This is a genomic window from Bifidobacterium lemurum, from assembly GCF_014898175.1.
GTDB lineage: Bacteria > Actinomycetota > Actinomycetes > Actinomycetales > Bifidobacteriaceae > Bifidobacterium > Bifidobacterium lemurum.
This window is the reverse complement of record NZ_CP062948.1, coordinates 25,259-45,626: the sequence shown is the minus strand read 5'-3', so window position 1 is coordinate 45,626 and position 20,368 is coordinate 25,259. Positions and strand designations below refer to the sequence as shown.

14 protein-coding genes and 1 pseudogene are annotated in these 20,368 nt (G+C 64.6%); 10 read left to right on the top strand and 5 right to left on the bottom strand.

Translation table 11 applies throughout. The features are described from left to right. Positions 1-6 precede the first annotated feature (6 nt). The 6 genes from BL8807_RS00195 to BL8807_RS00170 all read left to right on the top strand — a co-directional run bounded on the left by BL8807_RS00195 (position 7) and on the right by BL8807_RS00170 (position 8,190). Positions 7-1,266, top strand: a complete 1,260-nt coding sequence (locus BL8807_RS00195; protein ID WP_072725191.1) for an N-acetylglucosamine-6-phosphate deacetylase — start codon at positions 7-9, stop codon at positions 1,264-1,266. Positions 1,267-1,622: 356 nt separating this feature from the next. Further along, on the top strand, positions 1,623-2,936 hold the full coding sequence (locus tag BL8807_RS00190) for an extracellular solute-binding protein (protein ID WP_072725283.1): 1,314 nt from the start codon (positions 1,623-1,625) through the stop codon (positions 2,934-2,936). Positions 2,937-3,024: 88 nt separating this feature from the next. After that, positions 3,025-4,005: a carbohydrate ABC transporter permease gene (locus BL8807_RS00185; protein ID WP_226847389.1), complete on the top strand. Its 981-nt coding sequence runs from the start codon at positions 3,025-3,027 to the stop codon at positions 4,003-4,005. Further along, positions 4,005-4,880, top strand: coding sequence for a carbohydrate ABC transporter permease (locus tag BL8807_RS00180; protein WP_083570174.1), 876 nt, complete (start codon positions 4,005-4,007; stop codon positions 4,878-4,880). Before BL8807_RS00185 ends, BL8807_RS00180 begins: the two co-directional genes overlap by 1 nt. 79 nt (positions 4,881-4,959) lie before the next feature. Continuing rightward, positions 4,960-6,087 carry an ROK family transcriptional regulator gene (locus tag BL8807_RS00175; RefSeq protein ID WP_072725193.1) on the top strand — a complete coding sequence of 376 codons (1,128 nt, stop codon included), beginning with the start codon at positions 4,960-4,962 and terminating at the stop codon, positions 6,085-6,087. Positions 6,088-6,132: 45 nt separating this feature from the next. Beyond that, the gene (locus BL8807_RS00170) at positions 6,133-8,190 is read left to right on the top strand and encodes a glycoside hydrolase family 20 zincin-like fold domain-containing protein (protein ID WP_072725195.1); all 2,058 of its coding nucleotides are present in this window, start codon (positions 6,133-6,135) and stop codon (positions 8,188-8,190) included. Positions 8,191-8,469: 279 nt separating this feature from the next. Here the strand turns inward: BL8807_RS00170 and BL8807_RS00165 are convergent, their stop codons facing one another. The 3 genes from BL8807_RS00165 to BL8807_RS00160 form a co-directional block, all read right to left on the bottom strand. Beyond that, positions 8,470-8,991 carry an NUDIX hydrolase gene (locus BL8807_RS00165; protein WP_072725197.1) on the bottom strand — a complete coding sequence of 174 codons (522 nt, stop codon included), beginning with the start codon at positions 8,989-8,991 and terminating at the stop codon, positions 8,470-8,472. 10 nt (positions 8,992-9,001) lie between these two features. After that, positions 9,002-9,130, bottom strand: a complete 129-nt coding sequence (locus tag BL8807_RS12065) for a hypothetical protein (RefSeq protein WP_264298321.1) — start codon at positions 9,128-9,130, stop codon at positions 9,002-9,004. 162 nt (positions 9,131-9,292) lie between these two features. After that, entirely contained in the window at positions 9,293-10,885 is a 1,593-nt protein-coding gene (locus tag BL8807_RS00160) for an aminopeptidase P family protein (RefSeq protein WP_072725199.1), read from the bottom strand. A 255-nt stretch (positions 10,886-11,140) separates the two neighbouring features. Between BL8807_RS00160 and BL8807_RS00155 the strand changes: the two are divergent. Together BL8807_RS00155 and BL8807_RS00150 are read left to right on the top strand one after the other, a co-directional pair. Continuing rightward, positions 11,141-12,634, top strand: a pseudogene (locus tag BL8807_RS00155) (bifunctional folylpolyglutamate synthase/dihydrofolate synthase); the annotation flags it as partial. A 32-nt stretch (positions 12,635-12,666) separates the two neighbouring features. After that, the gene (locus BL8807_RS00150) at positions 12,667-16,404 is read left to right on the top strand and encodes an AAA family ATPase (RefSeq protein ID WP_072725201.1); all 3,738 of its coding nucleotides are present in this window, start codon (positions 12,667-12,669) and stop codon (positions 16,402-16,404) included. Between the two features lie 72 nt (positions 16,405-16,476). On the opposite strand, the gene BL8807_RS00145 is transcribed toward BL8807_RS00150, so the two are convergent. Then, on the bottom strand, positions 16,477-17,472 hold the full coding sequence (locus tag BL8807_RS00145) for a lipid II:glycine glycyltransferase FemX (RefSeq protein WP_072725203.1): 996 nt from the start codon (positions 17,470-17,472) through the stop codon (positions 16,477-16,479). A 43-nt stretch (positions 17,473-17,515) separates the two neighbouring features. Further along, entirely contained in the window at positions 17,516-19,117 is a 1,602-nt protein-coding gene (locus BL8807_RS00140) for a UDP-N-acetylmuramoyl-L-alanyl-D-glutamate--2,6-diaminopimelate ligase (RefSeq protein ID WP_072725206.1), read from the bottom strand. 159 nt (positions 19,118-19,276) lie between these two features. On the opposite strand from BL8807_RS00140, the gene BL8807_RS00135 reads away from it, so the two are divergent. After that, on the top strand, positions 19,277-19,930 hold the full coding sequence (locus tag BL8807_RS00135) for a sigma-70 family RNA polymerase sigma factor (RefSeq protein WP_072725289.1): 654 nt from the start codon (positions 19,277-19,279) through the stop codon (positions 19,928-19,930). Continuing rightward, positions 19,927-20,268: a hypothetical protein gene (locus BL8807_RS00130; RefSeq protein ID WP_072725208.1), complete on the top strand. Its 342-nt coding sequence runs from the start codon at positions 19,927-19,929 to the stop codon at positions 20,266-20,268. The genes BL8807_RS00135 and BL8807_RS00130 overlap by 4 nt, the downstream gene beginning before the upstream one ends. Positions 20,269-20,368 lie beyond the last annotated feature (100 nt).

Sequence of the window (20,368 nt, the reverse complement as noted above, 5' to 3'; positions counted from 1 at the left end):
GAGGACATGGCTCAATCACGCGAACAGATCGTCGCCCGCGTCACCGACGCGCTCACCGGCGATCCGTCGCCGGTCGCCGTCCGCGGCGCGCGCAAGGTGGACGCGCGCGGCGAACGGTCTCATTTCTGGGTCGTTTCGGACGCCTCCGGCGTCATCGAGGCGGTCGGCACCGATGACGGGGAGTTCGAGTCGGCGTGCCGGTTCGTCGGCATCGATCCCGACGACGGGAACGCCGTCATCGACGCGGCCGGACGAGTGCTCACCCCGGGCTATGTGGACATCCACGCCCACGGCTCGTGGGAGCACAGCTTCGACGACGGCCCCGAAGGAATCGACATCGCCCGCGCCGGGCACGCCGTGCACGGCACCACCCGCCAGGTGCTGTCGCTGATCACCAACCCGGTGGAGGTGATCTGCGAGAACATCCGCAACGTGCGCGCCAAAATGGACGAACGCCCCGATATCCTGGGCTGCCATCTCGAAGGCCCGTTCCTGGCGATGGCCCGCAAGGGCGCGCATGACCCGCAATGTCTGATCGATCCGGTGCCCCAGGTCGTCGACACGATGCTTGAGGCAGCCGATGGCTGCATCCGCCAGATCACCATCGCGCCCGAACTGCCGCATGGCATCTCGGCGATCCGCCAGTTCGCCGCGGCCGGCACCGTGCCCGCGGTGGGCCATTGCGACGCCGACTATGAGATGGCCCGACGCGGCTTCGACGCCGGTGCCGGCATCATGACCCATATGTTCAACGCGATGAACGGCCTGCACCACCGCGAACCCGGTCCGATTCCTGCCGCCGTGGAGGATCCGCGCGTCACCGTGGAGCTCATCAACGACGGATTCCATGTGGACGATCCGATGGTGTCGCTGAGCTTCAGGTTCGCGCCCCACCGCACCGCGTTCGTCACCGACGCGATGGCCGCCACCGACTGCCCCGACGGGCCGTACAAACTCGGCGCCTTGGATGTGAACGTGGTCGACGGCCACGCGCGTCTGGTGTCCAACGGCGCGATCGCCGGCTCCACGCTGCTGCTCGAGGTGGCGGTGCGGCGTGCGGTGAACGAGCTGGGCATCTCGCCGGTCGAGGCCGTCGAGGCGGCGACGCTCACCGGCGCCAAGGCCTTCGGCTACGACAAGCCGAATCCGGTCACCGGAGCTCCGCTGGGCCTTGTCGCGCCCGGATTCGCCGCCGACCTGCTGTTGACCGATCCGGACACCTGGACGGTCGAACAGGTCTGGTGCGCCGGACGTCGGCTGAAGTAGGACAGACCCACGTTCTTCCCCTGACACGCCCCTTATCGCCATACGTGCGATAAGGGGCGTGTCGCGATTTGCGCCATCGTTGAGGAGGGGTTATTGTTGACTTCGACAAAGATGTTTTGATGCTCTAAGTAAGTAAGGAAACTAAACTAAAATATTGGGATGGGGAATTTCACATCAAAGGAATAACCACTCCAAAAGAATACGAACTTGCTTGAGGCCTCACGCATATGGTGCCTGCGAACGTCGCAGACACCTGACACGTCGGCGTGGTTGCAGTGACGCGACACCGACACCAACCCTCACTGCAAGGCGGGAAGACGCCGCCGATCAAGAAACGGTCACAAGGAGAAATGGACATGCAAAAGAAGCGTATTGTCGCCTCCACGGCGATGGCGTTGGTAGCCGCGATGGCCCTGAGCGGCTGCTCGATGGGCAGCCCCTCGTCCGGTGGGGACTCGTCGTCCGACGACGCGTCCGGCAAGACGATCACCGTCTGGGCCATGAAGGACGACTTCACCGACGAGACCCTCGACGCCATCAACAAGGCGTTCGAGGAGAAGACCGGCGCCACGGCCAACGTCGAGATCCAGGAATGGGACGGCATCACCACCAAGCTCACCACCGCGCTGTCCACCTCCACTCCGCCCGACATCGTCGATCTGGACAACACGCAGGTGTCGGGCTTCGCCGACAGCGGCGCCCTGATGGACCTGACCGACTACAAGGACGAGCTGAGCGAAGGCAACGAATGGGTCGGCGGCCTCGAGGAGCCCGCCACCATCGACGGCAAGCTGTACGCCGTGCCGGCGTTCGCCGCCGCCCGCGCCGTCGTCTACAACAAGACGATGTGGGCCGAGGCCGGCATCACCGAAGCGCCGACCACCTGGGACGAGTTCATCGCCGACCTGGACACGGTCGCCGCCGCCAACGCCGACAACCCCGACTTCATCCCGTTCTACCTGCCCGGCCAGAACTGGTACTCCGCCCTGCAGTTCATCTGGGACGCCGGCGGCGACGTGGCCTCCGACGAGGACGGCACCTGGAAGGGCACCGCCTCCAGCGCCGAAGCCATCGAAGGCATGAACAACTGGAAGGACTTCCAGAACAAGTACTCCAGCGAGGCCTCCCGCACCGTCGACACGGCGAACCCGAACCAGAACCAGTTCCTCGCCGACGGCAACACCGCCGCCATCCTGGGCAACAGCAACGCGATCTCCGGCATCAAGGAGCTCAACGCCGACATGACCGACGACGATCTGGGCACCTTCGCGATGCCGGGCCAGAGCGGCGAGAACCAGCCGTCCATGGTCGCCGGCTCCGACTGGGCCATCGCCGCGAAGAGCCAGAACCAGGAACTGGCCATCGAATGGGTCAAGATCGCCGCCAGCGCCGAAATCCAGCAGGAGTGGATCTTCGCCCATGACGGATGGATGCCGAACTCCGTGGAGGGCCTGGAGGAGGCCATGAACTCCAGCGACTTCCCCGAAGTGCAGCGCGGCTTCTTCGAGGCGGCCAAGAATTCGAAGGCCACCCCGGCCTCCCCGAACTGGGCCACCATCGAAGGCGACAAGTCCATCAACGAGTTCACCCAGTCCGTCGCCACCGGCACCTCCGTCGAGGAGGCCGCGAAGACCTTCGACGATCATCTGAACGAAGTGCTCGGCGAGTAGCCGACGCATCCCATAGGCCCGGGATCCGCGCCGCCCGACGCGGCGCCCGGGCCCCTTCCACCATCAGCCGTCACCAGGGAATTCGCAAATGACAACCTCAACTCTGACACCGACCGCGCGGCGCAACGGCAAGACTCCACGGTCAGCGCACACCACCCCCCGCACCCGCAAGACGATGAAATCGACGACCGGATTCACCGCGCTGCTGCTGACTCCCACCGGAATCATCCTCGCCGCGCTGGTCATCGTTCCGATCATCTTCCTGGTGTTCACCTCATTCACCGACTTCAACCAACGTTCGCTGTTCACCGGCGAATTCGAATTCGTCGGCCTGGCGCAGTACGCCGCCGCGCTGTCCGACGCCGCCTTCTGGCAGTCCCTGTTGCGCACCTTCCTGTTCACCGCCGCGCTGGTGGTCGGCAGCATGCTCATCGGCATGGCCGTCGCGCAGATGATGACCAAACTCGGCACGGTGATGCGCTACGTCGTCACCTTCGCGCTGATCTTCGCATGGGCCATGCCGAACGTCGCCTCCTCCGTGGTGTGGAAGTGGCTGTTCCAACCCGGATATGGCGTGATCAACTATCTGCTCACCAAACTGCGCATCTTCGGCGACGTGAGCAACCTCGCCTGGTCGAACGACACCACGCTGGCGTTCGTGTGCATCTGGCTGCTGGTGGTCTGGCAGGCCGTGCCGTACATCGCCATCACCCTGTACGCGGCGACCACGCAGATCGACCACTCCTGCATCGAGGCGGCGCAGCTCGACGGCGCCGGCCCGATCCGCACCTACTGGCAGGTCGTCGTGCCGCTGATCAAGCCCAGCATCATGGTGATCGCCATGCTGTCGGTGATCTGGGACTTCAACGTGTTCAACCAGATCTGGCTGGTCTCCCAGGGCGGTCCCTCCGGATCCACCTCCACCATCGGCGTGTTCACCTACAAGCAGGCGTTCGTCAACTTCGACATCGCGCAGGGCGCCGCCATCTCGGTGATCACCGTGATCATCCTGCTCGCGCTCACCGGCGTGTACGTGCGCAATCTGCTCAAGACGGGGGAGGACCTGTGATGACGACCGCGACCAAGCAAGCCGGCGCCCGCGCCGGAGTGAAAACCAACCGCAGGCTCAATTGGCGCAGAATCGGCACCAACGTGCTGGCGATCCTGTTCAGCGTCGTGTGGCTGTTCCCGGTCTACTGGATGACCATCACCGCGTTCAAGCCGCGCAGCGAGGTGATGACCACCCAGCCGGTGTTCATCCCCACCCACTGGTCGCTGGAGAACTTCCGGACCGCGATGTTCGAGACCAACTTCTTCGTCAATCTGAAGAACTCGGTCATCGTCACCTTCGTGGCCATCATCGTCTCGGTGTTCTTCGCCTTCCTCGCCTGCGCCTCGCTGACCCTGTACCGCTTCCGCGGACGCCGCACGATCATGGTCATGATCCTGGCCATGCAGATGATCCCCGGCACGGCCATGCTGATCCCGCAGTTCATCGTGTTCAACCAGTTCGGACTGCTCAACAAGTACATCGGCCTGATCCTGGCGTACATCGCCACCGTGCTGCCGTTCTCGATCTGGAACATGCGCGGCTTCTTCCTGTCGATCCCGAAGGACATCTTCGAATCGGCCCGCGTGGAGGGCGCCAGCGAATGGCAGATCCTGCGCCGCATCACCTTCCCGCTGGTGGCGCCCGGCGTGGTCTCGACTTCGGTGTTCGCCTTCATCACCGCGTGGAACGACTACCTGATGGCCTACACCTTCATGAAGGACCAGACCAAGTACACGCTGCCCGTGTGGCTGTCCAGCTTCTCCACCCCCGCCGGAACCGATTTCGGCGGACAGATGGCCGCATCCGTGCTGTTCTCCCTGCCGGTCGTGGTGTTCTTCATGATCGTGCAGCGCAACATCGCCAAGGGAATCACCACCGGCGCGGTGAAATAGGCAAGGGCCACATCCGATCGGCGCCGCCGCGAGGCATTGCCATGGCGGCGCCGGTCAGCATACCAAGGAGGTTGGCGTAATGGCCCTCACCCGCACGTCCCATACGCGTGACGACTACTCCGCCGCCGCGCCGTCGGACATCAGGCAGCGCAACCGCACCGCGGTGCTGCGCGCCATCTACCCGAACGTATGGTGCTCACGGGCCGAACTCTCCCGAATCACCGGCATGTCCAAGGTCTCCACATCCGACGTGGTGGCCGAACTGATTCAGGACGGCCTCGTCACCGAAGGCGGATACCAGAACTCCCCGAAGCCGGGCAAACCCGCGCTGCTGGTCGGATTCAACGCCCGGTCCATGAACGTGGCGTCGGTCGACATCTCGGAGGCCGACGGCATGCGGGGCATCGTCACGGATCTGGCGGGCGACGTGCTCGAACGGGACCAGGAGCCCATCGTCGAGCATATGCCGCTGCGCACCACGCAGGTGGTGGAATTCTGCGAACGTCTGGTCGCGCGCGCCCACGCTCCGGTGCTCGGAGTCGCGGTCGCCACGCCGGGTACCGTGGACGAGCGGGAAGGCGTCGTGCTGGCCGCGCCCAACCTCGGATGGACCGACGTGGAGCTGGCGGCGCTTCTGCGCGACAGGCTCGGCCTGGAGGCCACGGTGGCGAACGACGCCGATTGCGCGCTGTTCGCGGAGCGCTGCTTCGCCCAAGGCTCGGAGAACATGATGCTCGTGCAGGTGGCCAAAGGCCTCGGCGCCGCCATGCTGATCGGCGGCAACGTGGTGCAGGGCGCCGACCACGCCGCGGGCGAGATCGGCCATGTCGTCGTGGACGACGACGGACCGCAATGCGTCTGCGGCAAACGAGGATGTCTGGAGACCCTGGTCTCCACGCCGGTGCTGGAACGCCGCATAGCCCAGGAACCCGGCCATCGCGACGATGTCGTGGCCGATGCCGGCGCCATTCTGGGGCGCGCGTTGGCGATGCCCGTGGCGATGTCCAATATCAGCGAGGTGATCGTGGCCGGTCCCGAGGATGTGGTGGACGACGGAATGGCCCGCGTGGTCCGGGACACCATCAACGATATGGTCCGCTCCCGGTTCATCGGCGCGGTGAACGTGCGCCGGTCCCAACTCGGCGCCGACGCCGCCGCACTCGGGGCGGTCGCCTTCGTGATGCGCGACCAGCTGCGCATTCTGTGACGGCTCGAACGAACGCCGCCGACCCGATTCGTGGAAAGGAACATCATGACCGCAACATCAGCCATGCCGCAGCGAGGTCTGGCTCTGGTGCCGACGCCCCGACTGGTGCGGGACTCCGGCCGTCGTCTCACGATGCCCTATATCGGACGCATCGTCGAAACCACGGAGGCGGGCCGGCTCGACCCGACCTGCGTGCTGGCCGCGCAATTGGCCGACGACATCGAACAGGCCACCGGCATGCGGTGGGATACGGCGAAGGGCGATCCTTGGCAAGGATTCATCCGGCTGGATGTCGTCCGCGAATCCACTGGCGGCGGCGATGACGCGCAAGTTATGGGCGAACGCGCCTACCGGCTGGACATCGCCGAAGACGGCGTCACCGTACTAGGCGGCGGATTGCCCGGCCTGCGCGACGGCGTGCAGACGCTGCGCCAGATCATCCGCCAATCCGCGCCCGCCCTACCGGCGGTCCATATCGAGGACGAGCCGGCCTTCGCGGTGCGCGGATACTATCTCGACGCCACGCGCGGCAGGGTCCCCACGCTCGACTGGCTCAAACAGTGGGCCGACCTGCTGTGCCTGGCCAAATACAACCAGCTGCAGCTCTACGTCGAACACAGCTTCGCCTTCGACCATATGAGCGAGACCTGGCGCGGCGTCTGCCCGCTGGCCCCGGCCCAGATCATCGAATTCGACGCCTACTGCGCCGAGCGCGGCATCGAACTGGTGCCCTCCGTCTCGACCTTCGGACACCACTACATGGCCCTGCGCACACGGGAGCTGCGCGACTTGGGGGAGTTCCCCGAACAGGCCGACCGCGCCTACAGTTTCATCGAACGCATGGAACACCACACGCTCAACATCACCGACGAGCGCGCCTTCGACTTCTCCTGCTCGCTGGTGGACTCCTATGTGGAACTGTTCCGCTCGAGGAAATTCAACATCTGCGCCGACGAGACCTTCGACCTCGGCAAAGGACGCGGACGCGGCGAGGCCGAACGCCGCGGGGTCGCCGCGATGTACGCCGACTATGTGACCCGCCTGTGCCGCCACTTGAGCGAGCGGGGGTACGAGCCGCAGTTCTGGGGAGACATCGCCGTGGAGATGCCGCAGATCCTCGACTCCCTGCCCGACGACGTCACGCTGCTCAACTGGATCTACGAGCCGGAAGCCGAAGACGAGAAGGTGCGGCTGGTCGCGCGATCCGGCGCCCGGCAGATCGTCTGCCCCGCCGTGTGGGGATGGAATTCGCTGCTGGCCCGCCCTCACGACGCATGGCGCAACATCTCCCGCATGGCACGGTATGGCTGGCGTCACGGCGCCGACGGCATGCTGGTCACCGACTGGGGTGATTTCGGGCATATCAACGATCCGCGCATGTCGATCCCGTCCATGATGGTCGGCGCTCAATACGCGTGGGATCCCGAGACGCTCGGCGACGCGGACGACTCCGAGGTCGCCTCCCGTATGGAGGCCGAGCTCAACCGGCGCATCGCGCTCGCGGTCTACGGCGACGCCGGCGGCCGGCTGGTCGAAGCGTGGAGCGACGCCGCCCGGCAGGTCGCCTTCGGCTGGCATGAGCTGGTCGGCATCGTGGAATTGGACGATGGACGCGGCGGACTCAACGAGGATGTGCAGGCCGTCATGGCCTCCCGATGCGAAGGCGAGTATCGCGAGCGCGTCGCCGCCGCCTCCACAGTGCGCCAAGCGTGTGAGGCGTCGATGGCGGCGCTGGAGGACCGTCTCGACGCGGCCGAAGCGATGAACGCCGCGCTGGTCGAAGACCGCCAGACCATCGCCGAAGCGATCGCGGCCTCCTCCGGCGATCGCGCCGCGCTGGCCCAGCCGCTGCTGCTCGCCTGCGAGGGCCAGCTGTTGCTCAACGACATCGGCGCGCATCTCGCCCGCGTCTGGCGCGATGGCGAGGCGGATGATGCCGAATCGGTTCGGTGCGGGAATCTCCTTGCCGCGCGCTGGGAGACATGGTTCGAAGCCTATTGCCGTGTGTGGCGTTCGATCAGCGAGGAGTCGGAGCTGCACCGCGTCGCGGACGTCGTCTGGCGAACCGCCGACCTGCTGCGTGGCGCGTCCGTCACGGATTGACCTGGCGGAGAACGTCGTGGATTTCGCACTTCAACGAACCATGTGCGAAAACGACGACGTTTGGACGAATGAAAACGTCGTGCTTTTCGCACACCCTTCGTTGAAGTGCGAAATCCACGACGTCGGTATAGACGCTGAACGACGCGCGGTGTCCGCGACCGCGGCCTCGACATAATCGCATGTGTCGAAGCCTCGGTCGCGGACACGGGGAGGACAGCGCTGCACGCCGCCGTACTGGAACTCTTTCCGTTGGGTGCGCCTAGGTCTCGATGCCGGACGTCAGTGTTGCGTGCCGTCGTAACGGAACAGGGCGTGGGCGTCGCCTCGCTCCTTGTTCTCGATGAACGTGCGGAACAGGGCCAGACGTTCCACGGTACTCGCGGCCAACGGCTCGGGCAAGTCGTCCATGGCGAACCAGCCGACGGAAAGACTCTCGTCGTCGCCCACGAACGATTCGGCGTTGCCGCCCGGCGCCACCTCGCACAGGAACGAATGATCCATATACTGCACAATGTCGCCGTTCGCATAGGTCATGGGATTCGGATCGGAAGTGACGGACACCAAGTCGGTCACAACCGCGTCCACACCCGTCTCCTCTTTGATCTCGCGCACCACCGTGTCGGCGGGCTGCTCGCCCGGCTCGTTGATGCCGTAGACCAGAGCCCATTCGCCGGTGTCGGAGCGGCGGCCGAGCAGGATGCGGCCCTGCCCGTCGCGCACCAGACCGGTCACGCCCATCATCCACAAGAGATCATGACCAATTTTCTTACGTAGATCGAGTACGAATTGCGGCGTTGCCATAGTGGTCTCCTTACCGGTCATGATCCTTCGCGGCATGGCCGCTCACTTCGCCTACGTAAAGCCCACTGGGCTTTCCGTTTGACGGCTCAGCATGACCAATTTTCTTACGTAGATCGAGTACGAATTGCGGCGTTGCCATAGTGGTCTCCTTGCTGATACTCCATTGTCGATGTCAATGCTGTCATCCTGAGCGGAGGCGAAGCCGGAGTCGAAGGATTTCATCACGGTAATCGGGAGATTCTTCGACTCCACTGCGTTCCGCTCAGAATGACAGGGCGTTTGTCGGGAGTGGTGAATGTCGTCAGGCCTTGGCGGCCTGGTCGCGCATCCAGGCTTCGACCTCGTCGATCTCCTTCGGGATGCCGGCGGAGATCCATTCGGGGCCGTCGGCCGTCATCAGCACGTCGTCCTCGATGCGGATGCCGATGCCGCGGTATTCCGGCGGAATCAGCAGATCGTCCTCGCGGAAGTACAGGCCCGGCTCGATGGTGAAGATCATGCCCTCACGCAGCGGTGCTCCCTGATACGCCTCGAAGCGGGCCTGCGCGCAATCGTGCACGTCGAGACCGAGATGGTGCGCCACGCCGCAGGCGAGCCAACGGCGGTGATGCTGGCCTTCGGGGGAGAGCGACTCCTCCACGCTCACCGGCAGCAGACCCCACTCGTGCAGACGCTCCGCGATCACGCGCATGCAGGCATGGTGGATGTCGGAATACGTGGCACCGATCTTGGCCGCTTCGAAGCCGGCCTGCTGGGAGTCCAACACCGCCTGATACAAGGTCTTCTGGAAGTCGGTGAACTTGCCGTTGGTGGGGAAGGTGCGGGTGATGTCGGCCGTGTACAGCGAATCGACCTCCACGCCGGCGTCCACAAGCAGCAGGTCGCCGTTCCTCACCACGCCGGTGTTGCGCATCCAATGCAGGATCGGCGCGTGCGGGCCGGAGGCGATGATCGAATCGTAGCCCACGGCGTTGCCCAACTCGCGGGAAACGGAATTGAACGCGCCTTCGAGCACGCGCTCGGAACGCGGCTGGTCGAGCGCGGCGGGCAGGGCGGTGAGCAGACGGTCGAAGCCCGCCTTGGTGGCGTCCACGGCCTTGCGCATCTCGCCCACCTCATAGGCGTCCTTGGACATGCGCGCCTCGGCGGCGAACTCATGCAGCTTGTCGTCGTCGGCTGTGTTCCGATCGGGGTCGTCGAAACCGTTGGCCTTGCGGATATCCTCCACCATGGCGGTGATCTCGGGGTCCGTCTCGCGCACCACGCGCACGCGCACCGCGCCGGCCTCGGCACCCACATCCTTGCCCAAGGCGTCGGCCAGCTGCGCGATGTCATGGGTTTCGATGCCCGTCATCGCGGCCATCTCCTTCAGTCCCGCGCGCGGGCCAACCCAATACTCGCCGTAGTGGGCGTTGCGGAAGAAGTCGGTGGTGCTGTTATCGGCGCGCGGGGCGACGAACAATTCCGGCGTATGGGTCGCGCCGGCCCGCGCCTGAGGCGAGTCGGGGTCGAGCGGATTGAGCACCAGCACCGCGCCGGCCTCATAGTCCACCCCAAGACCTGTGTAATAGGCGAACGAGGTGTCGGGGCGGAACATGTAGTCGCAGTCGTTGCTGCGCACCTTGGGCTGCCCCGCGGGAATCACGATGCGCTCGCCCGGGAACGCCTTGCCCAGCGCCTCAAGACGGGCCGGCGTGTACTTCGCGGCCTCGAGCGGCGCGATATCGGGGTCGCCATCGGCCCAACCGGAACGCATGAACTCCTCGAAGGCGCTCGACTGCGGGCGCAGCGAACGGTTGTTCACACGGTCGGCGACCGCCTGCTCGCCCTCGGCCGCGGCGGCCTGTTCTGCGGCCTCGTATTCCTTGTCTTTGTCGGTGATGACCTCACCCATGCTCAACACTCCTTTGCGTGTTCGCTCGCGATATGAATACCGCACCCATCGTAGTCCGAACCCTGATAACGAGTTGGCACTTCGAGCGTCGAGTTGGCAGCCGTGCCGCGAACCCGTCGGAGGCGATCCGCGGTATCTCGCCGATGCGCGAACGAGGCTCCGGCAACCGGGTGCCAACTGGAGGCATGAAGTGCCAACTCGAGGTTGAAGGCAGCGACTAGAATGGGGGAAGTTTGCACACTATGAGAGGAACCCATGTCATTCGAGCATCCGAACCGGAACAACGAGACCATCCGCGACGTCGAACTGGACATCATGAGCCGTCCGACGGAACACAACACCACGAATCTCGACCTCGACCGCATGAGCCTGATCCTCGACATCATGGGCAACCCCCAGGAGTCGTTCCGCGTGATCCATGTGACCGGCACCAACGGCAAAGGCTCCACCGCCCGCATGGCCGAGGCGATTTGCCGCGCCTACGGCATGCGCACCGGCCTGTACACCTCGCCGCATCTGGAGAAGGTCAACGAGCGCATCGCCGTCGACGGACAGTCCCTCTCCGACGACGACTTCATCGACGTGTGGGATCAGACCAAGGATCTGGTGGCGCTGGTCGATGCCAAAATGGAGGAGCTGGGCAAGCCGCGCATGAGCTTCTTCGAGGTGCTCACCGCCATGGCCGTCTGGAAGTTCGCCGACGCACCGGTGGATGTGGCCGTCGTCGAGGTCGGCATGGGCGGGCGCTGGGACGCCACCAATGTGCTCGACGCCGACGCGGCGATCATCGGACCGATCGATATGGACCATATGCAGTGGCTGGGCGGCACGGTCGAGCGGATCGCCGGCGAGAAGGTCGGCATCATCAAACCCGGCTGCACCGCCGTGATCGGCCCGCAGCCGCATGAGGACATCGTGATGCCGATCATCGAACAGGCCGCGCAGGCCAACCAAGCCACGCTGGTGCGCGACGGCTACGAGATGGAGGTGCTCGAACGCATGCCCGCGGTCGGCGGACAGGTCGCCACCCTGCGCACTCCGAACGGCACCTACGAGGGCGTGCCGATCGCCAAATTCGGCGAACATCAGGCGCATAACGCGCTGGCGGCCCTGGCCGCCGCCGAGGTCGTGATTCCTGTCGCCGGACCTTTGGACGGCGATGTGGTGGCCGAGGCGCTCAGCCAGGTCAAGGTGCCCGGACGCATCGAACAGATCCGCAATTCGCCGACGATCATCCTCGACGGCGGCCACAACGTGAACGCCGCCGAAGCCCTGCGTGGGGCGTTGGAGGAGAACTACGACTTCAAGCAGTTGGTCGGCGTGGTCGCCATGATGCGCGACAAGCAGGTCGAGGAGTATCTCGGCGTGCTCGAACCGCTGCTGTCCGCCGTGGTGGTCACGGAGAACTCCTGGCGCGAGCGCGTCATGCCCGCCGACGAGCTCGAACAGGTCGCCGTGGAGGTGTTCGGCCGCGACCGCGTGTTCAAACAGGCCGACCTGCCCGACGCCATCCAGGAGGCGGTGAACATGGTCGACGCCGAAGACGAGGTGGGTGTGGGCTACGGTTACGGCGTGCTGATCTGCGGCAGCTTCGTCACCGCCGGCGACGCGCGCGCGATGCTCAAGGAACACGCCAGTCCGGTGCTGCAAAAAGCGATGAGCATCCACCAGCCGGCCGTCGACCCCTATGACGAGAACACGCAATCGGATGAACCCGACTCCGACGATTGGGATATGACCCCGGACACCGACGCCGCCTAGAGACTGACGCAGAACAGACCATGTACCTTAAGGAACTCACTCTTCGGGGATTCAAATCCTTCGCCTCGGCGACCACGCTGCGCTTTGAGCCCGGCATCACCGCCGTCGTGGGACCCAACGGCTCCGGCAAATCGAATATCGTCGACGCGTTGACCTGGGTGATGGGCGAGCAGGGGGCGAAGAACCTGCGCGGCACCTCCATGGAGGACGTGATCTTCGCCGGCACCTCGTCACGCCCGCCTCTGGGCCGCGCGCAGGTGAGCCTGACCATCGACAACTCCGACCACACGCTCGACATCGACTACACCGAAGTCACCATCTCGCGCACCATCTTCCGCAACGGCGGCTCGGAATACGCGATCAACGGCTCGCAATGCCGTCTGCTCGACATCCAGGAACTGCTCAGCGACACCGGTTTGGGCCAGCAGATGCATGTGATCGTCGGACAGGGCCGCCTGGATGCGATTCTGCGCGCCGACCCAAGCGGCCACCGCGCGTTCATCGAAGAGGCCGCCGGCATCCTCAAACACCGTAAACGCAAGGAACGCGCGCTGCGCAAACTGGCGAACACCGAAGCCAACCTGTCCCGTCTGGACGACCTACTGGGCGAAATCCACCGCCAGCTGGGTCCTCTTGGACGGCAGGCGCGCATCTCCCGTCGGGCCGAATCGATCCAGGTGAGTCTGCGCGACGCGCAAGCACGTCTGTACGCCGAGGACGCGCAACGCTCGCTGGCCCGACGTGAGTCGGTGCGCGGCGAACTGGCCGAGGTGCGAGGAAAACTCGCCGAGGCGCAGCGTGAGCTGGCCGAAGTCAAAGTGCGCATCGAACAGGTGGAGGCGCTGAGCTCCCAGTCCAATCCCGCCATCGACGAGGTGAACCGGCAGTGGCGCGAGCTGTCGCGGCTTGAGGAACGGTTCACGTCGCTCTGTGACGTGGCCAGGGAACGCGTGCGCTCCCTGCAAGGGCAGATGGTGACCAATCTGGGCGAGGATCCCGAACTGTTGGAGCATCGCGCCAAGGAACTTGAGGAGCAGGCCGCGGCGCACGCCGCCATGGTCGACGACGCGCGGCTCGCCTTGGACAAAACCACCGAGGAACGCGCCGACGGCGAGAAGAAGCTCGCCTCCGTGCGGCAGACCCTGACCGAACTGCGCAAAACCGCGCAGGAACGCGACACCCAGATCGCCCGTCTGCGCGAGATGATCGCCCGAGAGGAGTCGGCGGTGCAGCTGGCCGAAACGCGGGCGAAGGACTTCTCCACGCAGCGCGATTCGCTGAGCAAACAGCGCGACGAGGCCGCGGCGCAGCGGCAGACCTTGGAACGCGAATCCGAAGCCTCCGTGGCCGACGACGGCAAGGCTTTGGACGAGGCGCGCGCCGCGCTCGCCCAATGCCGCGACGCCCTGAACGAACTGTTGGACCGACAGCGTGATGTGAACGCCAAAGCGATCTCGTCGCAGGCCAAAGCCGATGCGTTGCATGACACGTTGGAAAGCCGCAACGCCTCCGGTGCCTTGGAGAAGGACGAGAAGGTCGGCGCGTTGGGCCGATTGACGGACGCCATCGTCGTGACCGAAGGCTGGGAGGAGGCCGTCGCCCACGCGTTGGACCAGTTCGCCAGCGCCATCATCGTGCCGGGGGAGGAGCATATGCTGCACGCGCTGCGGCGCGCGCATGAGGACCGCCTCGGCAAGGCTGTACTGTTGCATCCCCTCGATGATGACGCCGTGGGAGCCGATGCCTCGTCGAGCGTGCTGTGCGCGGCCCGGCTGGTATCCGAGAACACGCATGGCACCGCCGATGGGAGGAACGCGGCCATTGTGGCCGCCGTGCGCCGGCTGCTGGCTGATATCGCCGCGGTGGAGACGCTCGACGACGCCGTCACGCTGGTGCGCGACAGTGCGGTGAACGGCGGCCCCTGGCGTCAGGCTGTGACCAAGGATGGCGAATTGGTGAACGCCGTCGGCGCGATCGGCGGTTCGTCGTTGTCGCAAAGCGATCTGTCGTTGGCCGCTCGTCGAGACAAGGCTTTGCGCCAGGTCGAAGAGTTGACACGGCAGGGGGAATCGCTTGCCGAGCAGGTGGCCGAGGCCACGGCCCGACGTGATGAGGCCGGCCGTGTGGTCGACGCGGAGACGGCCAAGCGCACCGAGATGAGGCTGAAGGCCGAACAGGCCGCCAAGTCGTTGAAGGCCGCCGATGACCGTGTGGCCAACGTCGAACGGCAACTCGCCGCGCTGGACGTCAAAATCGCCGACAACACCGAAAGCCGCGAGGCGCATCAGCTCAAGCTCGACGATCTGAACAGGGCCTTGCACGCGGCCCAGAGCTCGGCGGACGAGCATACCGATTCGGATGAACTGTCCGAGCGTGAGCGGCAACTCGAATCGGCGTTGAACACGGCCCGGGAGCATGAGGTCGCCGCCAAAATCGCATGGGCCGAAGCCAGCCGAAAAGCCGAATCGTTGGCGAGACAGGCGGGTCTGCTGCGCGACAACGCCAAAGAGGCGGTCGAGCGGCGGGCGCGTATCGAGGCGTTGAACGAACGCCGCGCGGCGCAGTCCGAACGCATGGAGACCATCGCCGACCAGGCCGCCGAGGCGGCGCGGCTGGTGTCCGGAGCCGTCGCAGGAGTCGTCGCCAGGCGCGAGGAGCTGCAGGCGGCCGCCTCCAGCCATGACGAGGAGCTGAAGGCGTTGCGCGCGCGTCGCAACGAGATCGAACCGAAGGTCACTGACCTGACCGGTCGCGAGCATGTGCTTGATGTCAATCGTGAACGTCTGGCCGCCGAACATGGACAGCTCACCCAGAAAGTCTCCGATGAGCTGGGCATGACCCTGGAGGAGCTGATCGCCGGATACGGCCCCGACCAGCCTGTGCCGGTCTTGGACGACAACGGCAATCCAGTCCCGCTCGACGACGGGGATTCCTCGACTCCGCTTCGCTCCGCTCGGAATGACGGTGGAGTGACGGATTCCGTCGTGGTGAGCGGGGCGGAGGCGGGTTCCTCCGTCATGGGTGAGACAGGTTCCCCCGTCATCCTGAGCGGAGGCGAAGCCGAAGTCGAAGGATCTCCCGCGTATCGGACCGTGCCCTACAACCGCGCCGAGCAACAGAAACGGCTTGAGAAGGCCAAACGAGACCTGGCCGCATTGGGCAAGATCAATCCGCTGGCCACGGAGGAATACGACGCGCTGCAGGAGCGCAACAAGTACCTCAACGACCAGCGCGCCGACGTGGCGAACAGCCGCGACGACCTGATGCGTCTGATCAAAGACCTCGACGCCACGATGGTCGACGTGTTCGCCAGCGCCTTCGAGGACACGGCCAAGGCCTTCGAGCAGATGTTCTCCACGCTGTTTCCGGGAGGCCAGGGCAGACTGCGTTTGGAGAATCCCGACGACATGCTCACCACCGGCGTGCTGGTCGAGGCCAGTCCGGCGGGCAAGCGCGTCAAGCAGCTGAGCCTGCTGTCGGGCGGCGAACGTTCGCTGACCGCGCTGGCGCTGCTGTTCGCGATCTTCACCGCGCGACCCAGCCCGTTCTATGTGATGGACGAGGTGGAGGCCGCGTTGGACGACGTGAATCTCACCCGACTGATCAACGCGTTCAACGAGTTGCGCGAGCATGCCCAGCTCATCATCATCACGCACCAGCAGCGTACGATGAGCATCGCCGACGCCCTGTACGGCGTGACCATGCGCGCGGACGGCGTCACCGCCGTGGTCAGCCAGAAACTCGACCGCGACGCATGACGGAACGAGAGACCCTCCGCGCCGACGGCAGCGGAGGGTCTCTTGGGGATCGGCGGCTTGTGTTTCGTCGGACTAATGGCGGCCGGAAGCGCTTTTGCCGGCACGTAACGCGCGCAGAGCGCGACGTAGCGCGATCAGGGCGTTCATCGCGGCGTATTTGACGTTGAGCGGATAATCGAACGAACCGATCCACACAGTGGGGCCGTTGACGAACATCAGTTTGAAATCGCTGATGCCGTCGTTGAGCAGACCGTTGAGATCGTAGATCCGGGCTCCCCGCTGTTTGGCGGCTTGGATGGCGGTCCATTTGAGCAGATAGTTCGCGCGCAGCCGCTTGCCTTCGTCGTTCACGCCGCCCCAGAGCTCGAACGCGGTTCCGCTGGTGGTGGCGTTCCACAGGAACGAGAGCATGGCGCCGTCATGTTCCGCGACGAACACCTGGTTGATTCCATCGAGCGCATCGAACGCGGCATGATAGAACTCGTCCGCATGCAGGGGGAACCCGTCCTTGGCGGCGGTCTCATGGTAGATCTTCAGCAGCGGTTCGAGGTCCTCCCGTGTCGCGGGACGGCAGACCACTCCGTCACGGCCCGCCTTGCGGATGTACTGGCGGGCTTTTTTCGAATGCAGATTCTTGAAGATGGTCTCCTCGTCATCGGTGAGGTCGATGATCGCGGTTTTGTCGAGCAGCACGTGCTCGCTGGGCTTCCAGCCATCGCCAAGATCGATTCCCTCCACCGCGGGATCGATCTTCAGACTCGCCGCCTTGACGTTGGTTTTGCACCATTGGGCGCATGCGTTCGCGATTTCGACGAGACGGGCATCGTCGCATACCGGTCCGCGCGGCGCATAGCAGATGGCGTTGAACGGCCACGGCATGTCACGGATCAACACCTGCATGCCGCCCACGGGTGTGCCGTCCTCCGACACGACGATGCGGCGGGCCGTCCACGGGCCGGTCTGCGCTTTCAGCTCGCCCCACTGCCAGCTTTGGAGCGGATGCCCATGCCATCGTTCGACAAGGTCATTCCATTGGCGGATCTCATGGATTTCTTCAACAGCGAGCATGGATGCGTTTCACTCCTCGGTTGTTCGGTGATGGATAGCTATTCTACAGTTCCGCAGCGCGTGAATCGGCATCGCCGTCCGCGAGGCCGAACAGACGTTGGATGACGCGGTCGTCGCCTTCGAAGGGCACATGCTTGTGGTGGTCTTTGATCCAGCGCTCGTCGCCCTTGCCGATCAGCAGCAGCACATTGAACCTGTCGGCGTGCGCGCGTGCGTCGTACACCGCGTTGGCGATGGCCGAGGGGCGGTCGTCGATCACCGTGGAACGCACCTCGGGGTCGGTCACATAGCCTTTCATCTCCATGCAGATGTCGATGAACGGTTCGGTGTCGGTGTCTTCGGCGGTGAACACGAAATTGCTGATGCGATGCTGGGCTGCTTCGACGATCTCCTGGCGGCGATCGTAGGCTTTGTTGCCTGCCGAGCCCGTCACCAGCGTGATGCGCGGATCACGGTCGGCGAAGCGGTCCTCGACGAAATCCAGCAGCGCGGTCACCGATGCGTGGTTGTGCGCGTAGTCCACGATGGCCAGCGTATTCGACTGGGTGTCGTGGAACTGCTCCATGCGTCCGGCGACGCGCACCGGTTCCATGGCGTGCAGGGCGGCGGCATCGTCCGCGCCGACTCCCGCGGCGAGGGAGATCGCCACGGCGGCGGCCGCATTGCGGTAGTTGAAGTCGCCGTCCAGAGCCAGATGGTATTCGCCCAGATCAGTGACGGCACCTTCCGTGTCGCGTGACGCCATGCGGTAGGTGCCGTGGCTTTCGTCGACCGGCAAGGCGATGACCGCGGCATGGTCGGCATCGGTCGCATCACCCAAGACGAACCGGCTGACGGGCACGCCGGCCGTGGCCGCGTCCTCAACCACGATGTCGGCATGATCGATCTCCTCGCCCAACACCACCGCGCGCGAGTTGGCGACGATTTGCCGCTTGCAATAGAAGTAGTCCTCGAATGTGGGATGCTCGATCTCGCTGATATGGTCGGGGGAGAAGTTGAGAAACGCGCCGACGTCGAAAGTGAGTCCATAGACGCGGTCGACCTTGTACGCCTGCGAAGAGACCTCCATTACCAGATAGCGCATGCCGTTGTCGACGGCCGTGCGCATCATGCGGAACGCGTCCATCGACTCGGGGGTGGTCAGATCGGATTCCTCATAGGTGCGTCCGTCCAAACAGTTGTCGACCGACGAGAACAGGGCCGCCTTGCCATGCGATGCGGCGTTCAGCACGGCCTGGGTGAAGTACGTGGTGGTGGTTTTGCCTTTGGTTCCGGTGATGCCGACCACCGTCAGCTCGTCCTGCGGGCGGCCGTAGAACTCCGAGGACAGCAGACTCATGGCTTTGCGCACGTCGTTGACGACCAGACCGGGGACTGCGGTGACGGCGGAATAGTCGGTTTGCGCCACATAGGCGGCCAAACCCCTATCATCGATGCCTTCGAGATATTCGGCTTTGAACCGTCCCTTGCAGAACAGCAACGAGCCGGGCGCGACCTGCCGGGTGTCGTAGGTGACGGAGTCGAAAGACCGATCGGAGTGAGGTATCCGGCTGGCGTCCATCGTCCAGATATCGCCCTGAACGATCTCACGGAGCAGGTGGTGACGCTTGAGCAGTTCGGTGGCCGTAGCCAGTGTCAAAGCCATGGTGTTCTTTTTCTCCCTTACCGGTTATATCGAAGAGCCATTCTACCCGCCGGCATGTGCGTTTTTGGTGGTAGTGGGGATTCGGAGTCGACGAAGGGGCAGAAGCCTCCGCTCGACGGGTTACAATGGTGCATTGTGACCGAAGAACGGACGGAGACCATGGCCGAACGCCGCGCGCGTTTCGAGGAGCTTGCCATGCCCGCCGTCGACGTGCTTTACCGGCAGGCGATGCGGCTGACCAACAACCCCGAGGACGCGCAGGATTTGGTGCAGGACACCTTCGAGAGGGGGTTCAAGGCCTTCGACTCCTTCGAGCCGGGCACGAACTTCGAGGCGTGGATGACCACCATCGAACGCAACGCGTATTTCAACCAATACGCCAAGGCGAAGCGGCGTCCGCAGCGAGCCAACGATTCCAGCGGCGAATACGACGACTGGGACATCTACGCCGCATCCGAGCACTCCTCGGAGGGATTGAAATCAGCCGAGCAGGAGTATCTCGACGCCTTCGCCCCCGAGGAGATCATGGCCGCGCTCTCCAAACTCAGTCCGGAACGCCGTCAGGTGTTCATCGACGCGGCGATCGACGGCAAGTCCTATCAGCAGGTGGCCGACGAGCAGGGCGTCAAGATCGGCACGGTGATGAGCCGCCTCAACCGCGCCCGCACGCAGCTCAAACGCGAGCTCGCCGCCTACGCCAAAGAGCGCGGATACGACACGCGGACCCCACGCGGTTCACTATCCGCGCAATCGGAACGCAGCCGCGATAATGAAAGCAGCAATGCGGCCATCGGCGGAAGGGAGCGGGCATGAACGATCCCATCGAACGTCATCGTCATATCTCCATCACCCATACCGACGCGGACGGCACGGTGACCCATACGGACGTGCGCATCACCGCCGTGACCACGATTCACGACGACCAGACGGACGACTCCGCCCGTATGGATGGTGCGGGCGTCGCGTCGCGGACCGTGATCAAAGCCACCCGCGTGGATGGGGCAGGCGACTGTTTCGACCCGACCACATGCTGCGACGAGCGCGAACAGGCCCTGATCGCGGCGCTGCGGTCCTATCTGCGCCCCGAACAGGCACCCGAGTGCCTGATGGCGCGTCTGCGCGACGCGCTCGACCACTGCTGCAAGGAATAGCCTGGCCATGTGCAAAATAGCCTGGCCGTGTGTCGAAGAGGCGGCGCGAAGGCTCGTTGGTTCCGCTGTTCCGGGAGACATGAAATACGAAAAACCCGCC

Coding starts and splice junctions, on each gene's coding strand:
- BL8807_RS00195 (WP_072725191.1), top strand. CDS start 7: ATGGCTCAATCACGCGAACAGATCGTCGCCCGCGTCACCGACGCGCTC.
- BL8807_RS00190 (WP_072725283.1), top strand. CDS start 1,623: ATGCAAAAGAAGCGTATTGTCGCCTCCACGGCGATGGCGTTGGTAGCC.
- BL8807_RS00185 (WP_226847389.1), top strand. CDS start 3,025: ATGACAACCTCAACTCTGACACCGACCGCGCGGCGCAACGGCAAGACT.
- BL8807_RS00180 (WP_083570174.1), top strand. CDS start 4,005: ATGACGACCGCGACCAAGCAAGCCGGCGCCCGCGCCGGAGTGAAAACC.
- BL8807_RS00175 (WP_072725193.1), top strand. CDS start 4,960: ATGGCCCTCACCCGCACGTCCCATACGCGTGACGACTACTCCGCCGCC.
- BL8807_RS00170 (WP_072725195.1), top strand. CDS start 6,133: ATGACCGCAACATCAGCCATGCCGCAGCGAGGTCTGGCTCTGGTGCCG.
- BL8807_RS00165 (WP_072725197.1), bottom strand. CDS start 8,991: ATGGCAACGCCGCAATTCGTACTCGATCTACGTAAGAAAATTGGTCAT.
- BL8807_RS12065 (WP_264298321.1), bottom strand. CDS start 9,130: ATGGCAACGCCGCAATTCGTACTCGATCTACGTAAGAAAATTGGTCAT.
- BL8807_RS00160 (WP_072725199.1), bottom strand. CDS start 10,885: ATGGGTGAGGTCATCACCGACAAAGACAAGGAATACGAGGCCGCAGAA.
- BL8807_RS00150 (WP_072725201.1), top strand. CDS start 12,667: ATGTACCTTAAGGAACTCACTCTTCGGGGATTCAAATCCTTCGCCTCG.
- BL8807_RS00145 (WP_072725203.1), bottom strand. CDS start 17,472: ATGCTCGCTGTTGAAGAAATCCATGAGATCCGCCAATGGAATGACCTT.
- BL8807_RS00140 (WP_072725206.1), bottom strand. CDS start 19,117: ATGGCTTTGACACTGGCTACGGCCACCGAACTGCTCAAGCGTCACCAC.
- BL8807_RS00135 (WP_072725289.1), top strand. CDS start 19,277: ATGGCCGAACGCCGCGCGCGTTTCGAGGAGCTTGCCATGCCCGCCGTC.
- BL8807_RS00130 (WP_072725208.1), top strand. CDS start 19,927: ATGAACGATCCCATCGAACGTCATCGTCATATCTCCATCACCCATACC.